13 protein-coding genes are annotated in these 18,566 nt (G+C 44.4%); 2 read left to right on the top strand and 11 right to left on the bottom strand.

The window, feature by feature from the left end:
- Position 1: 1 nt before the first annotated feature.
- The 4 genes from AC58UU_RS17345 to AC58UU_RS17330 form a co-directional block, all read right to left on the bottom strand.
- Positions 2–1,108 (bottom strand): SGNH/GDSL hydrolase family protein, encoded by a 1,107-nt coding sequence (locus AC58UU_RS17345; protein WP_497317641.1) that lies wholly within the window; start codon positions 1,106–1,108, stop codon positions 2–4.
- Positions 1,109–1,183: 75 nt separating this feature from the next.
- Entirely contained in the window at positions 1,184–2,014 is an 831-nt protein-coding gene (locus tag AC58UU_RS17340; RefSeq protein ID WP_497317639.1) for a carbohydrate ABC transporter permease, read from the bottom strand.
- Positions 2,014–2,886 carry a carbohydrate ABC transporter permease gene (locus AC58UU_RS17335; protein WP_497317637.1) on the bottom strand — a complete coding sequence of 291 codons (873 nt, stop codon included), beginning with the start codon at positions 2,884–2,886 and terminating at the stop codon, positions 2,014–2,016. Before AC58UU_RS17335 ends, AC58UU_RS17340 begins: the two co-directional genes overlap by 1 nt.
- A gap of 86 nt (positions 2,887–2,972) precedes the next feature.
- The gene (locus AC58UU_RS17330; protein WP_497317839.1) at positions 2,973–4,262 is read right to left on the bottom strand and encodes an ABC transporter substrate-binding protein; all 1,290 of its coding nucleotides are present in this window, start codon (positions 4,260–4,262) and stop codon (positions 2,973–2,975) included.
- A 219-nt stretch (positions 4,263–4,481) separates the two neighbouring features.
- On the opposite strand from AC58UU_RS17330, the gene AC58UU_RS17325 reads away from it, so the two are divergent.
- Both AC58UU_RS17325 and AC58UU_RS17320 read left to right on the top strand, forming a co-directional pair.
- Positions 4,482–6,287, top strand: coding sequence for a sensor histidine kinase (locus AC58UU_RS17325; protein WP_497317635.1), 1,806 nt, complete (start codon positions 4,482–4,484; stop codon positions 6,285–6,287).
- 21 nt (positions 6,288–6,308) lie between these two features.
- Positions 6,309–7,829, top strand: a complete 1,521-nt coding sequence (locus AC58UU_RS17320; protein ID WP_497317633.1) for a response regulator — start codon at positions 6,309–6,311, stop codon at positions 7,827–7,829.
- An 81-nt stretch (positions 7,830–7,910) separates the two neighbouring features.
- Here AC58UU_RS17320 and AC58UU_RS17315 read toward each other — a convergent pair whose 3' ends face one another.
- The 7 genes from AC58UU_RS17315 to AC58UU_RS17285 all read right to left on the bottom strand — a co-directional run bounded on the left by AC58UU_RS17315 (position 7,911) and on the right by AC58UU_RS17285 (position 18,544).
- Entirely contained in the window at positions 7,911–8,516 is a 606-nt protein-coding gene (locus tag AC58UU_RS17315) for a pentapeptide repeat-containing protein (protein WP_497317631.1), read from the bottom strand.
- A gap of 223 nt (positions 8,517–8,739) precedes the next feature.
- Complete coding sequence (lacZ, locus tag AC58UU_RS17310) at positions 8,740–11,772, bottom strand: beta-galactosidase, LacZ type (protein ID WP_497317629.1); 3,033 nt, start codon at positions 11,770–11,772, stop codon at positions 8,740–8,742.
- A 75-nt stretch (positions 11,773–11,847) separates the two neighbouring features.
- The gene (locus AC58UU_RS17305) at positions 11,848–12,672 is read right to left on the bottom strand and encodes a carbohydrate ABC transporter permease (protein ID WP_497317627.1); all 825 of its coding nucleotides are present in this window, start codon (positions 12,670–12,672) and stop codon (positions 11,848–11,850) included.
- A complete protein-coding gene (locus AC58UU_RS17300; protein WP_497317837.1) occupies positions 12,665–13,504 on the bottom strand; it encodes a carbohydrate ABC transporter permease in 840 nt (279 codons plus the stop codon). The genes AC58UU_RS17305 and AC58UU_RS17300 overlap by 8 nt, the downstream gene beginning before the upstream one ends.
- A 181-nt stretch (positions 13,505–13,685) precedes the next feature.
- A complete protein-coding gene (locus AC58UU_RS17295; RefSeq protein ID WP_497317625.1) occupies positions 13,686–14,999 on the bottom strand; it encodes an ABC transporter substrate-binding protein in 1,314 nt (437 codons plus the stop codon).
- A gap of 188 nt (positions 15,000–15,187) precedes the next feature.
- The gene (locus AC58UU_RS17290) at positions 15,188–16,963 is read right to left on the bottom strand and encodes a sensor histidine kinase (RefSeq protein WP_497317624.1); all 1,776 of its coding nucleotides are present in this window, start codon (positions 16,961–16,963) and stop codon (positions 15,188–15,190) included.
- Positions 16,964–16,966: 3 nt separating this feature from the next.
- Positions 16,967–18,544 carry a response regulator transcription factor gene (locus tag AC58UU_RS17285; RefSeq protein ID WP_497317622.1) on the bottom strand — a complete coding sequence of 526 codons (1,578 nt, stop codon included), beginning with the start codon at positions 18,542–18,544 and terminating at the stop codon, positions 16,967–16,969.
- Between the last annotated feature and the right edge of the window lie 22 nt (positions 18,545–18,566).

Here is an 18,566-nt window from a genome sequence, read left to right as displayed (position 1 = left end):
ATCAAACCTCCTTTAGATCGCAATTGTTCCCATACCATGACAGGAAAGCATCGGCTATAGCTAAGCCCGCCTCCCCGTTAGGATGCGGGTCCAAACTTGAGGCCATGTAGGCAGGCTTTAGCAGATTATCGTTTGGTGCTGCTTGGGAAAGCACCTCTGCTATATCAAACACGTGATCGGCACCAAGGATGGCATGTTGGCGTATTGAGTCATTGACCTGTCTCCAGGCTAATTCCTGCGAATCGGTGAAATTAAATGTAGGAACTGTACACAGGATAACTGTCTTTGCAGCATCGTCCTTCTTAAGCTTGTCGACAATGGTTTGCAGATCGTCCAGTACTTGAGCCGCTCTTCGGTCTGCAGTACCAATATCGTTAACTCCCAATGCAATGACGACTTCATCGCTTTGCTTGGCCTTGTACAGCCAGGCTCCGTCGCTTGCAGCGTCATACGCTCTCGCCCATCCTGAACCGATGTTCCAGACGCTAGCTGAATTCGCGAGCCCCTCCGCAATGCGTGCAGCCCAGTATTCATAAGCATCCAGACGGGTCCGTACGCCTTGGGTAATTGAATCTCCCAGAAAAGCAATGCGTTTCGCACAGGCACACTCATAGCCTATAAAATCCGGCAGCACCAGGCAGTTTACAGACTTATGGTATAAATCGGGTGACGCTTGAAAAGCAACATGTCCCGGCGCATCATAGGCAGACACCAGCAAGCCCTCCGTATTAAAGGGAAAGCTGTGGCCCGCAGCCATAGACGTAATCGTCCATGTAAAAGCCAAATAATTTCCTTCCGGGATAGCTAAAGTTACGGCATCACTCCAGAATGACTCCCTTGGTTGGACGAGCTTGGAGAACGAAGAATCGTAAGTTATCGGAACCTGAGTGCCCGAAACGACACTTCCATCAGGAAACTTTCCGCCGTCAGCTATGTAAGCCGCCTCAATTCTCCATGAACCCCCTTGCAGATTTGCCCTGGAAACTGACCCGTCCGCCCATGTGGAGTCCACGTTATTGCTGCACCAGAATTTCATCTTCAGCTTTCCGTATTCCCTCGGCTTGATGTAAGTTCTGTATGAGTGCGTAAAGGTTGAATCGCTAGTCATGATAAAATTTTTTGCCGTTGAAAGAACAGTGGCTGAAATATAAGGAGCCCTCATCTCTGAAATGACATCCTTTCCTTAACCTTTGACGGCTCCGGCCGTTAAGCCGCTGACGATATATTTCTGCGCCATTAGATATAAGACAAGTACAGGTAATGAGGTCAGCGTCAAGTCGGCGAATACGAGATTCCAGTCCCTGCTGAATTTACCGTAAAAGTTATATACGGATAAAGGCATCGTCCAATTGGAGCTATCCGTCAAGAAATAAATCGGGATCGTAATGTCGTTCCAGACAGACATAAATACCATAATCGCCACAGTGGCATTTACCGGAATAATTAACGGGAAAATCACTTTTAAAAATACGTCGAACATATTGGCGCCTTCCAGAAAAGCTACCTCATCCAGCGCTCTTGGTATCGACCTCATGAAACCTGTGTATAGAAAAACGCTAAAAGCGCTGTTCATCGCCGCATAAATAAAAATTGCGCTCGTAATGGTGCCGTAAAGGCCCAACCATTGGACAACACGAATCGTCGTAATAATCGAGACCGGAGCAATTAGCCCCATAAAGAAAAACAGATAGATCAGATTGGAAAGCTTTGTATCCCGGCGCACAATAATAAAAGCAGCTGCAGAAGTCGTGATAATGTTCAACACGGAAGATACACCGGAAATCAGGATGCCATTCCAGAAAGCACGAAGCAGCCCTCCCTGTTCAATTACTTCCTTGTAATTGGAAAACATCCATTTACGAGGCAGCTTTAATGAGAAATCCAATACCTCTGAGCTTGTTTTAAAGGAACCTAACAGCATAATGAGCAATGGAGCTATTATAGCGAGCGCAAGGATCAGCATGAGAGCTTCCACAACTAACGCCTTCCAGTCAGTTTTACGCAATGAAATCATTATTCCTGTACCTCCTTGCGACGCATATACATGAGCAGCGGAATGGAAATGAGAGTTACGGCTATAAACAGTACGGTATTCACGGCCGTTCCAAGCCCCCAGTTGCCTTCACCGAATGCTTTTAAAATCATGGTCCCAATGACCTGAGAAGAATTCCCGGGACCTCCTCCTGTCAGAACGAACACCTCGGAGAACACCTTCAAGCCGCCGATCAAGGTCAGCATGACATTGATATTGATAGCAGGCCACAGCAACGGGAGCGTAATGTGAAGGAAGCTCTTCCAGCCTCCCGCTCCGTCGATTCTGGCCGCTTCGTAATAATCTTTCGAGATGGATTGCAGCCCTGCCAAATAAATAGCCATTTGAAATCCGGTAAATTGCCAGATCGCTAGTCCGCTAATCGTCAGCATAATAACGGAGGGATCCGTCAGCCAAACTTGCTTCAGAACACCCAACCCTACGGTATCAAGGATTTGATTAATTAAGCCCTCCGAACGAAGCATAGGGATGAACAAGAGACTGATGACCAGTACGCTTATAATGGAAGGTGTGTAAAATATGGCTCTTAGCCAATTTTTGGTTTTTAAATTCATATTCAGCGCAACTGCAAGAAGGATTGCCAGCACATTTTTGCCAATGACGGTTACAATAGCGAAGATAATCGTATTCTTGATGGCCAGAAGCAGCGTCTCGTCCGTGAAAATACGTTCAAAGTTATACAGCCCGTTGAAGTGGATCTCTTCCGTGTCCAACCGCCAATCCGTAAAGGAATAAAACAAACCAATAACCGTAGGCAGCACATAAAAAACCAAATAGAGAAGAAGAGCCGGCAAAATTAAATAGTAAGAATAAAGACGTTTCGTAATTCTCATGTTATCACGCTCCATAAAAAACTTCGGCAGAATAAAGCCCTGAAGCTTCATTCTGCCTTTTGGCGAAACCTTTTGAAACCTTATGCTTAGAAGCCCGGCATTTTCTTGTCTTTCATCAGCTGAGCGAATTTTTTATCCCAGGAAACATAAACGTCTTTCGGAGTCTTACCGCCCGCATACATGTCTTGGTAGCCTTTCCATAGCTCTGAGATGTCGACTGAAAGGTAAGCGTCCATTGTCATCGTCGTTTTATTCGATTTCATATAGGTATCAACGATCGCCTGCTTATATGGAGGCAGTTCCGGCGTTTGGATATCTTTGAAATTGGAAATATATTTGTTCGCTGTTACAATTTTTTGCCCTACGCTTTGGGAGGCAAGGTAATCAAGGAATTTCTTGGTTTCTGCCAGATGCTTAGCTTTTTTAGGGACGAACAATTGGCCGCCCAGCGGGCTTATTCCCAAATCCGCTCCGTCTGCATACGGGATAGCAAAGAGTCCAAGATGAATAGATGGATCTTTTTGATAGGCGTCATTAATGAGCCAATCCCCCATAGCCATCATAGCAACTTCCTTCTTCAGGAATTTATTAACCGCCATGTCATAGCTATCGCTTAATACATCCTTGTTCGTATATCCTTTCTTAAACAGGTCCAGCTGCTGCTGCGTAACGGTTTCAAAAGCGGGAACTTCAGTCCATTTGCGCTTATTCGCGTTCAAATCTTCCCACAATTTAGGATCGTTTTTCTTCGCATAATCGGCCAAAGCGGCTGCGGTCCAAATATTAGTAGCCCAGGAATCTTTAAAAGGCATGAAGATCGGAGTGACACCGTTTGCTTTAATTTTGTCACTAACAGCCAGCAGTTCAGTATAATTCTTTGGAATAGACAATCCCAGTTCCTTGAATATATCCTGGTTGTAAACCATTCCCTGCTGCCCTGCGTCCTGATTCAGGTGAAACGCGTAAATATGCCCGTTAGAAGAAAGTACATCCTTGTTAAGCAATCTGGAAGCCCACGGCTCATTATCTAGCTGTTCAAAATTCTTATCCAGATTTAGTTCTCTTTCAGCACTGACGAGGTTATATAGAATCAGGTCAGGCACTTCTCCCACAGCCAGCTTCGTCTGCATGATCGTGGAGATTTGCTCGGAAGGAAGCATCTGGATGTTGACGTGAATATTCGTCTGCTTTTCAAACTCCGCCAGCATTTCTTTATTCGCATAAGCTGCGTTCTCAGAGCTTTTCCCCAATGCAAATTCAATCGTTACTTTTGCCGACTGCGAGGGAGCCGCTTTATCAGTGTTGCTTGGCGTGCTGCTTCCGCCCGAATCTGGATTGCTTTTGGATCCACAGCCTGTCAGGGAGAGCGCTATCATAAGCGCAAGGGAACTAAATAATATTCTTTTATTTATTTGTTTCAAACTGAACCCCTCCATCATGTTTGTTTGATGAAACCCGTTGCAACTGGTTACAACTACGATTATAGGTCGCTACTCCTGCAAAGTACATGTTCGTGGTTGACTCCTCCTGTGTAATATTATGAACCAATTTGGGGGTATTAACGATTTCATTCCGGTGTTATAGTAGGGATATTCATGACACTACAGGAAGGAAGGTGCGCCGAGGTGAATAACTTGATCGGCAAAAAGCCGCTGCAGATCAACCTCCAGACCAAGCTATTTGCAACCTTTTTCATTCTGCTTATCTTCATTCTCGGCTGCTTTCTGATTTATGTGAATGTGCTGGTCGTCAAGCCGCTCAAAGAAAGGACCATCCAGGACACTCTCTTGACGGCCACCAAAGTTGCTAGTCAACTGGACAGCTACATCGCTATGCAAAACCAGCTATCGCAGCGCGTATTGTCCAATCGGGATATTTTCTCTTTTTTGTATGAGTCCTTGAGCAAAAAGTCAACGTACACGATTGATGATTTGAATCAAAAACGTGTGCTTAGCGATATTATGTTTCGAGCCGTCGGCCCAAGCCTAAATATCCATGATATGATCATTTACAGCCTTCAAGGCGATGAGTTGGCTTCCTATATCGGATATACGGACTTGCCTTCGCTTGAGCCCGTATTAAGTGACGAGACGGCAAGAAGGAAATTGGAAAGCAGCAGCTACATTCTCTATGCACCCAAGGGCCAGCCAATCTCCTTTATACGTTCCATCGTGGATGTGAATGGCACCGTCTTCGGCTATCTGTCCATTCAGATGGATAATCGTGATTTACAATCCTTGGCTGACGCCGGTAACATCGGAAACGTATTTGTAACAGATGGCAACGGTGAGGCGGTTATTAAGTCCTCAGACACGGAATACAAGACACCTGACGGAAGCAATAACATACTTTCAAACACGAACGGTATTTATAAAGATATGTCCGACAACTATGTTGCCTTCCAGAAATCTACGTATACAGGATGGACAGTATATGTGATCACACCGAGCAAATCTGTTCTTGGTTCTGTCAACTCCGTTAAGAATATTGCGATAATCATCATTGTCTCACTAACGTTATTCTCGTTTTTGTACATCTATTTCACGTCCAAAAGTCTAGTGCTGCCGATCAGGAAGCTTCGCAGTCAAATTCTTCGCATCAACTACAGCAACTTGAGTATGAACATGGATAGCCGGCTGTATAACAATGAACTGCTGCTGTTGAACGAAGCGTTTCGCGAGCTTTTTGACCGGCTGCAAGAATCGATCGAAAGAGAGAAGATGGCGGTTCACAAAGAGGCAATGGCTCGGAATTCGGCGCTGCAAGCGCAGATCGCTCCGCATTTTATTCATAATGTGCTTTATTTGATCAGCATAGCGGCTCAAGAAAACAAGACACAGGTCGTCAGTGAAATGTGCAAGCATTTGTCTGAAAATCTGAGATATGTCGTTTCTTCTCCGTATGAACATGTCACTTTATTGGATGAAATCGAGCATACCAAGCATTACTTATCGTTGATTGGGCAGCAATACGAGGATGATCTCATGTGGGAAATAGACATCGATCATTCATTTGAATCCATACTGCTGCCACGCCTGGTCATTCAACCATTTGTGGAGAACTGCATCGAACACGCCTTCGATCGATCTGATCCTCCGTGGAAAATCCAGATTAAGGCCAAGCTGTACAACGGGCTGTGGGCTATTGAAATCACGGATAACGGCGGGGGGTTTGAGGAATCCAAGATCAAAGAAATTCTAAGCCATATCGACGACATGAACCCCGACTCCCAGGAGCAGGAGAGTCTTGCAGCGGGAATTGGCAATATGGGGATAGTGAACACCGTAAATCGCCTCAAGCTTATGTACAGGAACCGGTTATTTTTCAATTTGTACAACAATTCCGGCAGCCAGGGCGCTACCATCCAAATTATTGCTTCGTTAACCAAAGACTTTTACTAGATTCATGCGGGAGGGACAACGATGTTTCAAGCTCTCATTGCAGAGGACAGCAAACCGATTCTGCGGAACCTCAAAGCGCTCATTCAAACATCCGGTCTTCCTATTCAAGTCGCAGCCGTCGCAACGAACGGCGAGGAAGCGCTGGAGATTTGTCAGCATAACGCAATCGACATTCTCATTACGGATATCAGAATGCCCAAGATGGACGGTCTTACGCTGATCGATCAAGCCAAAAAAATAAACGACAAGCTGAAGGTCGTTCTCATCAGCGGGTATAACGATTTTGAGTACACACGAAAAGCCATTAATTTGCAGGTATGCGACTACTTGTTAAAGCCCGTAGAACGCAATCAAATGATGGAGGTTATGGAACGAGTCGTCGCCCAACTCGAAGAGGAACACCATACAGAAAGCTCAGTATTCGATGGAATTCTGGATCAGTCTTCCAGCCGTCTTATGAGACTGGAACCGGCTTTCTTTGAGCAATCCAAGTTGTTATGGGTGGTTCGCAAGCAAATCTTTACGCCACTTTCGGAAGACTGGAATTCGGAAATTATTAAGATAAGACTCATGGAGGCTTTTGAGGGGCATCCCTTCTGGCTTTTTCCAACTCAAGATCCCCTGCAGCTTCTTATCCTGACGAATGCTTATTTCATTGAGGGCCACAATTACAAGTTGAATATACTGGAAATAATACACAATTGCTTTGTTACACTGGGCCTTGATGTCTCTATAGCTTGCAGTTCCAGATCGGTAGTGCCCAAGAAGATCCCCGAGTCTTACAGGGAAATTTCACAGACACTCAAGGAGCAATTAAACTTCTCCAAGCCGGTCCTACTGGATGTCAGCCTTCCTCTGCACATACAGCAAGCTTCCCAAGAGGAAATAAACCGATTAGGCGACACCTATACAGGCATGATACAGAGACTTCAGAAGGACCGCTTTCTCCTGCAGCTCTCCGAGCAGTTGAGTAAATGGCAGCAGGCTGACCTCCCCGTCGTCCAGTTGGAACGCTTTGTATCCCGGCTTGTAGGAGCATTCGAAACCTCCGCAAACCAGCATACCGAATGGAAAAACTGGGCGGTGCTTGTACAAGCCAGGAAACTATTTGAACAATCAAGCTATGCCGTTTTTTGCTCTGAACTTCTTGCATTATCGGGCGAATGCTTCGACTTTTTGCTGACCTCTAACAAAAAAAGCGGCAATGAGTTGTTTATGAAAATCGATGAGCATCTCAAAACGAACCTGTATGCACAGGTGTCCATGAGTGATCTTTCCACGAAATTTCATGTAAGCTCTTCCTATATAAGCCGGATTGTAAAAAAATACTCTCAAAACACGTTCGTACATCACTATCTGGATTTGAAAATTCGTGAAGCAAGAAGACTTATGGAAACAAATCCCGATATGAAAATCAAAGAATTATCGGATGCGCTCTGCTTTCACGACCAGCATTACTTTTCGAAAGTGTTCAAGGAATATGTCGGATGCAGTCCATCGGAATACAAAGCAGCAATTCCCTTTAAGCCTCAAGATGTATAAAGAAGCAGGGGAAAGAATTGGACAATTGAAACGAAAAAATCCGACTTGCCTTTTTAAAAGGAAAAGTCGGATTTCTTAGTCTCAATCTATCTTTGCACCGTATGAACGCAAAAAACTAACAGCTTGTTCTCTGTCCATCCGTGCGCCTTTGACAACAAGCGATTTAAAATCGATTCCGTCCATATTAGCGCCACGCAAGTCCGCACCCTGCAACTTTGCTTTTCCAAAAATTGCACTTGTCAGGTCGCAATCTCTTAGATCGGCCTTCTCCAGATTAGCATCAGAAAGATCTGCTCCATGAAAACGAACTCCTCGCATAACCTGTTTTGCTAATCTGGCTTGTCTCAAATTGGTATAGGACCAATCCCCTTGAACCAAGGTAACACCATCCATTTGTGCGCCTGCAAAGTCTGAGCCTGTCATTTTACAATGGTTAAATTCTGAAACGAAGAGATTAGCTTCAGCAAAATTGCAGTTTTCAAAAGCTGATTCTGTGTGAATCGAACCATTCAACAAAGCTCCGCGAAAATTGCATTCTATGAACCGGCATTGGTTTATCGTGATTTCCTCCATCGAGCTGCTAGTAAATGTACAACGTTTAAAGGTACAGCGAATGAGTTCGCCGTATCTTAAATCCCGCCCGCTATAATCAACTGCCTCGTAGTGTTGATCAATATACTGAAACATATTACCCTCCCTCAAACAAAAAACAATTTAATAACTATAAACTCCATTATATATTTTTTTAATATATCATACGCGTGTCAAGTACCTGCCTAAACTCAATCAAAGGTCAAGCATTTTATTTTTGTATTTAGATAGGAATGAAAAATTGGTTGAGAGGGATAATTAGTCCCTACTCAACCAATTTTCTTTGTTTTCACCGATCAAAGTACGTCGAATGGAGCCATCATAGCAGGTGAATATTGAATTCAAACGCTAGGTCTTGATCGGCTTTGATCAGATACTCATCATGTACCGGCGCGCCCCAGCTGTCGTCACCACCAACGCCCATCTGTCTGCCCGCTACCGTGACGACCGTGTAATGAACATTCGGCAGCTCGTAATGATGGTAGGCATTTTCCAACTCGAATGCCGTAAACGGCGAAATGTTACATTCCACCGGCTGAGCAGCTGGTGCGGTTATCCGAATACCGTGGCCATCGTCGTTCGTAATGTTCACACGGCGGACACCCGTGCGGTTCCCCGACTCTTGCGGTACGACATATCCAGACACATTATCAGCAGCGTCATTCTTAAACACCCCGAGCCTAGCTCCGAAGGCGCGATCGATATAGTTCTCCTCCGGTCCCATCGCGTACCAATCCAAATGGAAATAATCAGCTGGAACCTTGAACGACAACGCGAATATCGGCAGTTTCGGAAGACCGGTTGCTCCCTCGTAGCGAGATTTGACGTTCAAACTGCCGTCGGCATACACCGTATATGCAACCGTCACTAGAACGTCCGCGCTGATGCTAAGCTTGTAACGAAACGTTACCGTGGCGATTCCCGGTTGCTCCGTCAATTCGACTCCTATGCATTTGCGCGTTAAGCTAGCCGCGAACCAAGCGCCTGAATCAAAGCCAAGCGAGAATCCTTTATCGTTATCCGTTGTCGCACGCCAGAATAACGGCGCTGGCGGAATAGCGATCATCTCTCTGCCGGCATAGTTCAGTGAAATCAGGCTTCCCGCCTGCTTCGAGAACATGATACTAAAATCTCGTCCATGAACCCCTATGTTTACATCGCCATCCACGACTCTGAATGATCCTTCAGGTTGTGCAGACGAAGCCAGATCATCAACCAGCATTACGTACTGCCCGAACGAAACCTCATATCCAGCTTCAGCCCATAGGGTGCTCTCCTTCAAATTGAGCGACGCATGTACGACATACTCACCTGGCTCATCAACAGTCGGCAGCTCAAGCGGCACATAAGCCTCGCTTTGCGCCGGAACGTCGATATTCCTCTTGCCTCGGAATATCTCCTTGCCTTCTTTATGAAGGACAACTAGGAGATCATAGGCCTCAGTACCTTCGAACAGGTTCTCGTTCGCCACCTTCACACCTTGGCGATCCAACACAAGCTTAATGTTCTGGTACAAGAACTTCACTTCCTGCATCTTTGGCGACACCTTGCGGTCCGCGTAAACGATACCGTTCGTGCAGAAATTATAGTCGGTGGCGCGGTCGCCGAAATCGCCACCGAATGCGAGAAACTCTTTGCCGTAACGATCTTTCTTGACGATCACCTGATCGATATAATCCCAAATAAATCCACCTTGATACATAGCATATTTCTGTTCGAGCTCTGTATATTTATGCATACCACCTACCGAATTACCCATCGCGTGCATATATTCGCAGCTTATATACGGCTTCTGTGGGTTATCCTTTAAATAGGCCTCGATGTCCAACGGCTTCGCATACATACGGCTCTCCATATCGCTCGTATCGTTATACTTGCGGTTATGAAAAACCCCTTCATAGTGAACTAGCCGACTAGGATCCATCTTCCGGAAATAGTTGGACACGCCCAGCAGGACTTCACCCGCATAGGCTTCGTTACCGACCGACCAGATCAGAATAGACGGATGGTTCTTGTCTCGCTCGACCATCGAAATTGCCCGGTCCATCACGATATCCTGCCATTCTGGCTTATTCGCCGGAATATTCCAAGACGGCTCTACTGCGCCCATCTTCTGCCATGAACCATGTGTTTCCAAATTCATCTCATCAATGACGTAGATTCCATAGATGTCACACAATTCGTACCATAACGACTGGTTCGGATAATGTGACGTCCGGACGGCATTTAAGTTGTTACGTTTTAGCGTAGCAATATCCCACAACATATCTTCCTTCGTAATGGCCCGTCCTCTGCGGCTGTTGAATTCATGACGGTTCACGCCCTTGAAGACGATCCTTTTGCCATTGAGGTGCATGATTTTATTCATCATCTCAAATTTGCGGAAGCCAACCTTCTGCGGAATAACCTCAACGAGCTTGCCTGTATGATCATAAACGCTGACATACAGAACGTACAAATATGGCTTCTCTGCACTCCAAGTAGTAACTTGCCCCGCATCGATAGACAACGATATTGCTTCGAGGGTTGACACTTCGGAGCGAGCTGTTGCAACAGTGTGCCCCATCGCATCCTTCAATTCGAGCAAGAAGCTTGCTGACTGCACGCTCGTCAGCTTCAAATCCGCACGAAGACTGCCATTCTCATATGCAGCATCAAGATCAGTATGGACAAAAAGATCGCGAACGTGAATGCTCGGTACGGTATATAAATAAACGTCACGGAAAATGCCTGAGAAACGCCAGAAATCTTGATCTTCCAGCCAGCTGCCTGTGCTTCTTTGATACACTTGGGCAGCAAGCTTATTCTCACCCTCCTGCAGGAACGGCGTCAGGTCAAATTCCGCCGGCGTAAAGCTGTCTTCGCTATAGCCGACAAATTCTCCGTTCAACCACAAGTAAAAGGCTGACTCCACACCTTGAAACGATATGTAGACGGGCCTGCCCTTCATATTATCAGGTAGTGTGAAGTACTTCACATAACTACCGACCGCATTATCATTTTCCGGAATAGCTGGCGGACGAATATCGTGATGTCCATCCCATGGATACATCGTATTTACATACTGCGGCTTTCCGTAACCCTGCAATTGAATGTGTCCTGGCACTTCAATATTGCTCCAACTGCCGCACTCGTAATCGAGCTGGTGGAACAGCTCGGGACGGTCAGCAGGCTTCACGGAATAGTTGAATTTCCAACTGCCGTTCAGGTCATGCCGCAGCTCCATTGGCGCTGTCGCTTCTGCTTCTTCAAATGTTTCGTAATAACGGTGATCTGAGTGCGCCGGCAGACGGTTCACGGCAAATACGCCTACATCTGTGAGCCAGCTTAGGTTTGGCTTCGTCAATTTCATTACATTTCCCCCGTAAAGTTATTTAAAAGCCAGGTGATATGCGCTGTGTGCGTAATCACCTGACTTTCTTTTTTTCTATTTCACCGAGCCTGTCATACCTGCTACAAAATGCTTCTGCATGAGGAAGAAGACTAGCGCAGTAGGAATCGTTGAAATCACGATAGCCATCATAATAATTCCATAATCAGGTGAATAGCTTGATCCCAAATTCGATATCAGCATGGGTATTGTTTTTTTCTCCGGTGATTGCAGAACAATGAGCGGCCATAAATAGTTGTTCCAGCTCGACATGAACGTAATAATACCCGCTGCGGCGTATGTCGTCTTCATCGTAGGCATGAAAATACGGAAGAATAGGCTTAATTCATTCAACCCGTCAATTCGACCAGCCTCCAAGAGCTCCCTCGGAAACATCTTCGTATTTTGACGGAAGAAGAAAATCAGGAATGCCGTAGTGAATGTCGGCAGCACAACGCCGGACACCGTATCCAGCCCGATAAATGGAATAACGCGTGAAATACCACCGAACATTTGAAACAACGGTACCATGATAGCCGCGAACGGAATCATCATTGACAGTAATAGAATGTTAAATACGACGTCCTTCGCCTTACTTCTATAAATTTCAAAGCCGTACCCGGCTAAGGAGCCGATTAACATGGCTAATACGGTCGTTGTAATCGAAATTTTTGCGGAGCTCAGCAAGGCTGGTACAAAATCTACGGAACTAAACAAGTTTGTTATATTTTCCACAAGGTAGCTTCCCGGCAGCAATCTTCCTTTGGTTACATCGGCCGACTTATTCGTAGCGCTGATAATCATCCATAGAAACGGAAATATGGAAATAAACGCAGCGACACTCAGAAATATATAAATAAAAAGACGTTTCCATTTATCCATTTTTATCACCTGCTGCTTTAAACTGAACAAACGCCAATATAATGATCATAATCACGATGGAATACGACACGGTTGCCGCATATCCGAAATCCGCTGAATATTTAAAAGACAAATTGTAAATATACTGGGAAATGGACATCGACGAGTTCCCCGGTCCACCCTTCGTAATGTTAACAACCTCATCAAACAACTGTAGCGTACCAATTGTGGATGTAATGGAAGTAAATAAAATGATGGGCTTGAGCAATGGCATCGTTATTCCGAAGAACTGTCTCGTTGATGAAGCTCCATCAATTTTTGCAGCCTCGTAAATCGATTGATCGATATTTTGAAGCGCGGACAAGTAGAAGATCATATTATAGCCTGTCCAGCGCCATGTGATTGCAAGAATAACCGTCACTTTCGCCCAGAACGGATCCGTGATCCATTGAATCGGACCTGCTATAAGATGAATCTTGATCAGAAGTTTATTAACCAAGCCCTCCGTAGCAAACAAATATTTAAAAATAACGGAATACGCTACAAGTGAGGTAACAGCCGGCAAGAAAATCGCCGTACGGAAAAAGCCTTTAAATTTTAACTTACTATCGTTCAGTAACACAGAGATAAACATAGCTAGAACAATCATCACTGGAACTTGGATAATCAAATAAATAAACGTGTTCTTAACCGCGGTTATAAACGTTTTATCGCTAAACAGACGAGCGTAGTTATCGAAGCCGACGAAGGATAAATTCATTCCCTTACCCGATTTAAATGATAAAATAAGAGCTTGAATCATGGGATAGAAATAGAACGCTGCAATCATGATGACCGCCAAGATAATAAACATCCAACCAGTCAAGTTAGCTCTTGTGCGAATATTTACGCCAGGCCGCGCTGCTTTCACGTTAGCCTAACCCCTTTCTTTACGGAAATAAAACCATGGAACTTCCTCCAACTCCTGCTGCTGGAACGTTAACTTAGGAATCAGGAGAAGGCGAAGCTCCAGGTTTTATTAATTGCCGTATGATCTATTTAACTTGTGTTTCTGCTTGAGCTTGAGCGTCGCTTAACACTTTGTCGATATCCGTACCCTTTAAATAATTTTGCATTTGGACGACAAGGATATCTTCAATCGCATACGTATGCATACCATAGTTCACCTTTGGAATTTGCTCTGTCCATTTGGCGAAATCGGCAATTACTTTTTGACCACCGAAGAATTCGTCAGCTTGCGTGTACGCTGGACCTGATGCCGCGGCTTTTAACGTACCGATTGCCCCAATCTCCGTAACAAGCTTCTGATACAATTCAACGTCAGATCCAAATGTCTGTTTCAAGAATTCCGCCGCAGCTTCTTTTCCATCGACGTTCATGACGTACCACGAGCTGCCACCAAGGTTCGATGCATGAACGGATTTTGGGTTGTTTGTCAATTTAGGAAACGGTACGACAGCCCATTTGCCGGACTGCGATGCTTCTTTTTTAACCGAAGCCGTAATCCAGTTACCGGTTGGAATAGTAGCTACTTCGCCACTGTTGAATGCACCAACGAATTGGCTCCAATCCGATGTGGCTTTCACAATGTCCGCTTTCATTATTTCTTTATAGGTTTCAGCCGCTTCCTTCAAGGCCGCGTTGCCTGCCAAGTTAGGCGTCGTTCCATCTTCTTTTAAATACCACGAGCCTGCAGACTGAATCATCATGCGAATAAGCCCAAGATCGTTCGGATCTTGCGTTAGCAGTTGTTTGCCCGTTTTGGCTTTCACTGCTTTACCGATCTCAATCATCTTCTTCCAGTCGATATCCTGCAGATCCTCAACCTTGTATCCCGCTTGCTCTAAGTAATCTCTTCTTACATACAATCCAGCAACGCCGGAATCAAATGGAACCCCATATTGTTTGCCATTTACACTTGTAGGTCCGATTTTGTAATCGGCGAAATCAGTCGGTTTAATCACATTTGTTAATTCAAAGAACGAATCAGGATAAGCTTGCAGGAAGCTTTGTGCACGATAATCTTCGATCAATACGATTGTCGGCAAGCTTTTTGTCGTGCCTGCATTCAATCCTGCGTTCAATTTCTGAATGATATCGGCTTGCGCGTTTTCCACAATGTTGATCTTCAAACCGGAATTGGGATTTTTCGCCTCGTAAGCTGCTTTTGCACGTTCCATAGCACCAATATTAAATACTTTATCCCACGCCCATACTGTAATTTCCTTCGCAGCTGCAGGCGTAGCTTCAGCGGTTTTTCCACCCGTATTCGGCACATTATTCCCTTTGCTCGAGCATGCCGTCAATAGTACTAAGCTGGCCAATAGGATGGCGAGTACCTTTTTCACAAAAATTCAGCCCCTTTTAAATTACTATAAATTAGTTTTGAAAGCGTTTGCCCCGCTAACAATAGTCATTATAACAATTCGTTAAAATGACCCGTTAGTAATATATTTGTGTGGATTTGTCATTCTATTGTTAGCTTTCTATTGGTTGTTTATGTAAATAGCAATTAATTTGTTTATTGGTATTTTTTTTAGGTATGAAGGAGTGGAAGCTTTATTTTCACTCTCGTTCCCTCGTCGATGTTACTCACAATGGTAACGCCGTATTCCTCTCCGTAAAGCAGTGCTACACGGTCATGTACATTTCGAATTCCAATACCGGAGAAAAAACGACTGCTGCTAACGGAGCTCTGCGAATTATTCCCATTATCAAAGCCTTTCATTCCAATACCATTATCGATGACCTCGCAGACCAGCGCATTTGCCTCGCGCGACACCAGTACATAAATGTACCCTTCGTTCCTTTCATGAAAGGCATGAAAAAATGCATTTTCGATAAAAGGCTGGATGATGAGCTTGGGAACATGATAGGACATACAATCTTCTGCTACAAAATAATCGACTTTAATCTGCTCTCCGTAACGCACGTGATTAATAAATACATAATTTTTCAAATTAACAAGTTCTTGCTCTACTGTTATCGTTTCACTAATGTTGCTGACGGTATTCTGGAGAAGGGAGATAAGGGAGTTGATGGTAGCGGCGGCTTTCTCCTTATTCCCCTGCTGGACCAAAATTTTCACGGATGCCAGCGTATTGTATAGAAAATGCGGGTTAATCTGCATTTGCAGAGCGGATAGCTCCGCGTTGCGCTGGTCCTTCTGTGTCTGAATCAGCTTCTTTATATAATCGTTAAGCTCATCCAGCATGTAATTGTATGCATGTCCGAGCTCCTTGATTTCGTAGCTGCCAGTAACCGTTATATAATTATCAAAATTATTTTCCGTAATGCCCGACATTTGTCTGGCTAGCAGGGTCAATGACTTTGTCAAACGTCTTGAAATAAGAAATACAATAAGCAGAGCTGCGAACACGATAGCCATACAGATAAGCGCAACCCTTTTGACATCGACCGTCTGGCTAAGCACCATTTGTTTATCAATGAGATTGACTAGATAAAAATCATACGTAGGAAGGTACTCCGAAAGAACTAGACTGTTTTTCCCCATTATACTTACATCTTTGACATTTATTTTTTTTTGTTCAATTTCTTTTGCATAGCCAAGTAAATCATGTGCCTCTTCGCCAATTAACTCATGGCGGTTACTTGATACGACGTTGCCCGAACGATCCAATATGATAACGTCGTTGCCATCGCTTGTGAAGTTCGTGAAGAACCGCTTAAAGTCACTTTCTCGTATGGCAAAATAAAGAACACCATATGGATTGCCGCTCGTTCTCTCCATAAGTGCCCTAGAAGCGACAATCACCGGGTCAGCTTCAGACGAATTAGTTATGCTTTCTTTATCCAATTGATAGATAAGCCGCTTTGGCGTGACTAGGGTATTAACAGTTAACATGCTGTTTCTCAGCTTTTCCAATGAGCTCGGCCAATAATAGCTATCCGTCGAGTGGCTTTTCTTATTCATTCCGCTGATCGTAATTGTAACTGGGTAGGCGGCTACATTAGACTGAATCCGTTTCATCTGTTGACTAGCCTCATAATGACTTCGCACCGTAGAAAGTGTGTCCATATCAGGGTTCGTCAGAAACTCTTTAATAGTGCCGTTCTGCAGCACATTATTCGATGCCGTAACGATAGAATAATTGAACGATTCGAAATTCGCTTGAATCTGGCTAATGATTTTTGAGTTCGTAATCCCGAACGTATTCATGAAGAGTCGCTCCGACATTTGAATCGTAACAAGTGAAGTGAAGAGCGACACGGAAATAATACTAACCACCGTGACGATAAACATTTTAATAAAAAGACCATGATATTTAAATTTGTCCAGAAGTCTCCTCATAACCTAGTTCCTTTTCTTGTTGAGATGAATTTTTTTGTATTGGCTCGGTGATATACCCGTTAATTTCTTGAATACTTTTGTAAAATAACTATGGTCCGAATAACCTACTTTTCCGCTAATTTCGGATATAGATGCGAAATCCTCCTTCAGAAGATCCGCTGCCTTCTCGACTCTGATCTTGTTCAAATATTCGCTGAAGCCTTCTTTATTATGCGATGTGAAATAACTCGACAAATAAGAAGGATTAAAATGAAAATGCTTAGCTATTTCCGTTAGGCTGAGTGGCTCAGCGTAATGCTCGTGGATATAATCAAGAAGCATCGTCATATTCGGATTTCCGCCCGTTGACCGCTTCGTTTTTATAACAGCATTTGTTTCCTGTATAAATGTCTCAAGAAGCCTGATCGCTTCGCTGACATGCGACGCTTCGCCTATCGATTTGAAATAAGCATATTTCGCTTCTTCCAAATTCTTCATATCCAATTCCAAACGGCCAAGCATAATTGTTATATTAAAAATGATGTTTCCCAAAAAGGACTTGAACTCAAACACATCCGTTTGATAATGGTTTGACGCGGCCTGCACGTATCCCAACAACTCCTGGAAGGCCTCTTCGAACTGTTGTCGATTCATTTGTTCTGTAAAGCGAGTCATATTAAATTTCGCAACCTCTTCCGAATGTTTCGGCAGTTCCCCATATACAATTAAATTGTTGGAGGTAGGTAAAAAAAAGCGATAAGCATTTATTTTCAGGAACCCATCCCTGAAGTTCGTACCGAGCTGTCTCAAATCGCTAAATGCCTCACCGACCGTCCAGCCAATCTCCGGCTGCTGATTCCTTGTCCAAGCGGCAAGCTTCCGAACGATAAATGTGAAACGATCCCACTCGCTCTTGTCCATGTTTACCAGCACAACAACCATATTAGGATCAGTGGGAACGGGATAATAAACCGCATGATCGAAGCCACTATCAAACTCAGCAGCAATTTTCGCCATCCATTGTGAAGCAGTATGTTGATTCTTGTTCTTGCTCGGCAATTGCTTGAGATCAGCCCCCAGCAGGATGTAACTAGGATATGGAAAAGCAGCGGTGATATCTTTAAAATCGTCATCGACCTCATAACCGGAAATAAGCTTATCGATGACAATCTTAATGGACAAGCTGCCATCGTCATTTGACTCTTCCAGCTTTAAAGAGGGAATCTTACGCGCGGTGCGCTTCAATATGTCGAGCAGCTGCTCAGCTTCAAGCTTTGGCTTTAATATATAATCAGCAACCCCGCTTTGAAAGGTGGACCTCACATAATCAAACTCACCAAAACTGCTTAATATGATCACTTCAATTTCCGGGAACTGCGACTTTATCACACGAGTAAGCTCCGCTCCTCCCATTACAGGCATCACGATATCGGTAATAACGATATGCGGCTGTATGCGCTCTATTTGTTCAAGAGCATCTTTGCCGTTGGAAGCCTCTCCTACGATCTGAAACCCCTCTTGTTCCCAGTGCAACAAGTGCTTTATACCCTGTCTGACTAAAATTTCATCATCTACAATAAGTACACGACAAGAACGAGCCATCCCTTTACCTCCGCATTGAATA

The sequence above is a fragment of the Paenibacillus sp. JT22N1 genome (genome assembly GCF_059692155.1).
Note: the sequence above shows the minus strand (reverse complement) of the source record. Positions and strands in the feature narration are given on the sequence as shown.

Excerpts from the sequence above, each read along its gene's own strand:
- AC58UU_RS17300 (WP_497317837.1), bottom strand. The coding sequence starts at position 13,504 with ATGTTTATTATCTTGGCGGTCATCATGATTGCAGCGTTCTATTTCTAT.
- AC58UU_RS17330 (WP_497317839.1), bottom strand. The coding sequence starts at position 4,262 with ATGATAGCGCTCTCCCTGACAGGCTGTGGATCCAAAAGCAATCCAGAT.
- AC58UU_RS17335 (WP_497317637.1), bottom strand. The coding sequence starts at position 2,886 with ATGAGAATTACGAAACGTCTTTATTCTTACTATTTAATTTTGCCGGCT.
- AC58UU_RS17345 (WP_497317641.1), bottom strand. The coding sequence starts at position 1,108 with ATGACTAGCGATTCAACCTTTACGCACTCATACAGAACTTACATCAAG.
- AC58UU_RS17320 (WP_497317633.1), top strand. The coding sequence starts at position 6,309 with ATGTTTCAAGCTCTCATTGCAGAGGACAGCAAACCGATTCTGCGGAAC.
- AC58UU_RS17305 (WP_497317627.1), bottom strand. The coding sequence starts at position 12,672 with ATGGATAAATGGAAACGTCTTTTTATTTATATATTTCTGAGTGTCGCT.
- AC58UU_RS17315 (WP_497317631.1), bottom strand. The coding sequence starts at position 8,516 with ATGTTTCAGTATATTGATCAACACTACGAGGCAGTTGATTATAGCGGG.
- AC58UU_RS17340 (WP_497317639.1), bottom strand. The coding sequence starts at position 2,014 with ATGATTTCATTGCGTAAAACTGACTGGAAGGCGTTAGTTGTGGAAGCT.
- AC58UU_RS17325 (WP_497317635.1), top strand. The coding sequence starts at position 4,482 with ATGACACTACAGGAAGGAAGGTGCGCCGAGGTGAATAACTTGATCGGC.
- lacZ (WP_497317629.1), bottom strand. The coding sequence starts at position 11,772 with ATGAAATTGACGAAGCCAAACCTAAGCTGGCTCACAGATGTAGGCGTA.
- AC58UU_RS17285 (WP_497317622.1), bottom strand. The coding sequence starts at position 18,544 with ATGGCTCGTTCTTGTCGTGTACTTATTGTAGATGATGAAATTTTAGTC.
- AC58UU_RS17290 (WP_497317624.1), bottom strand. The coding sequence starts at position 16,963 with ATGAGGAGACTTCTGGACAAATTTAAATATCATGGTCTTTTTATTAAA.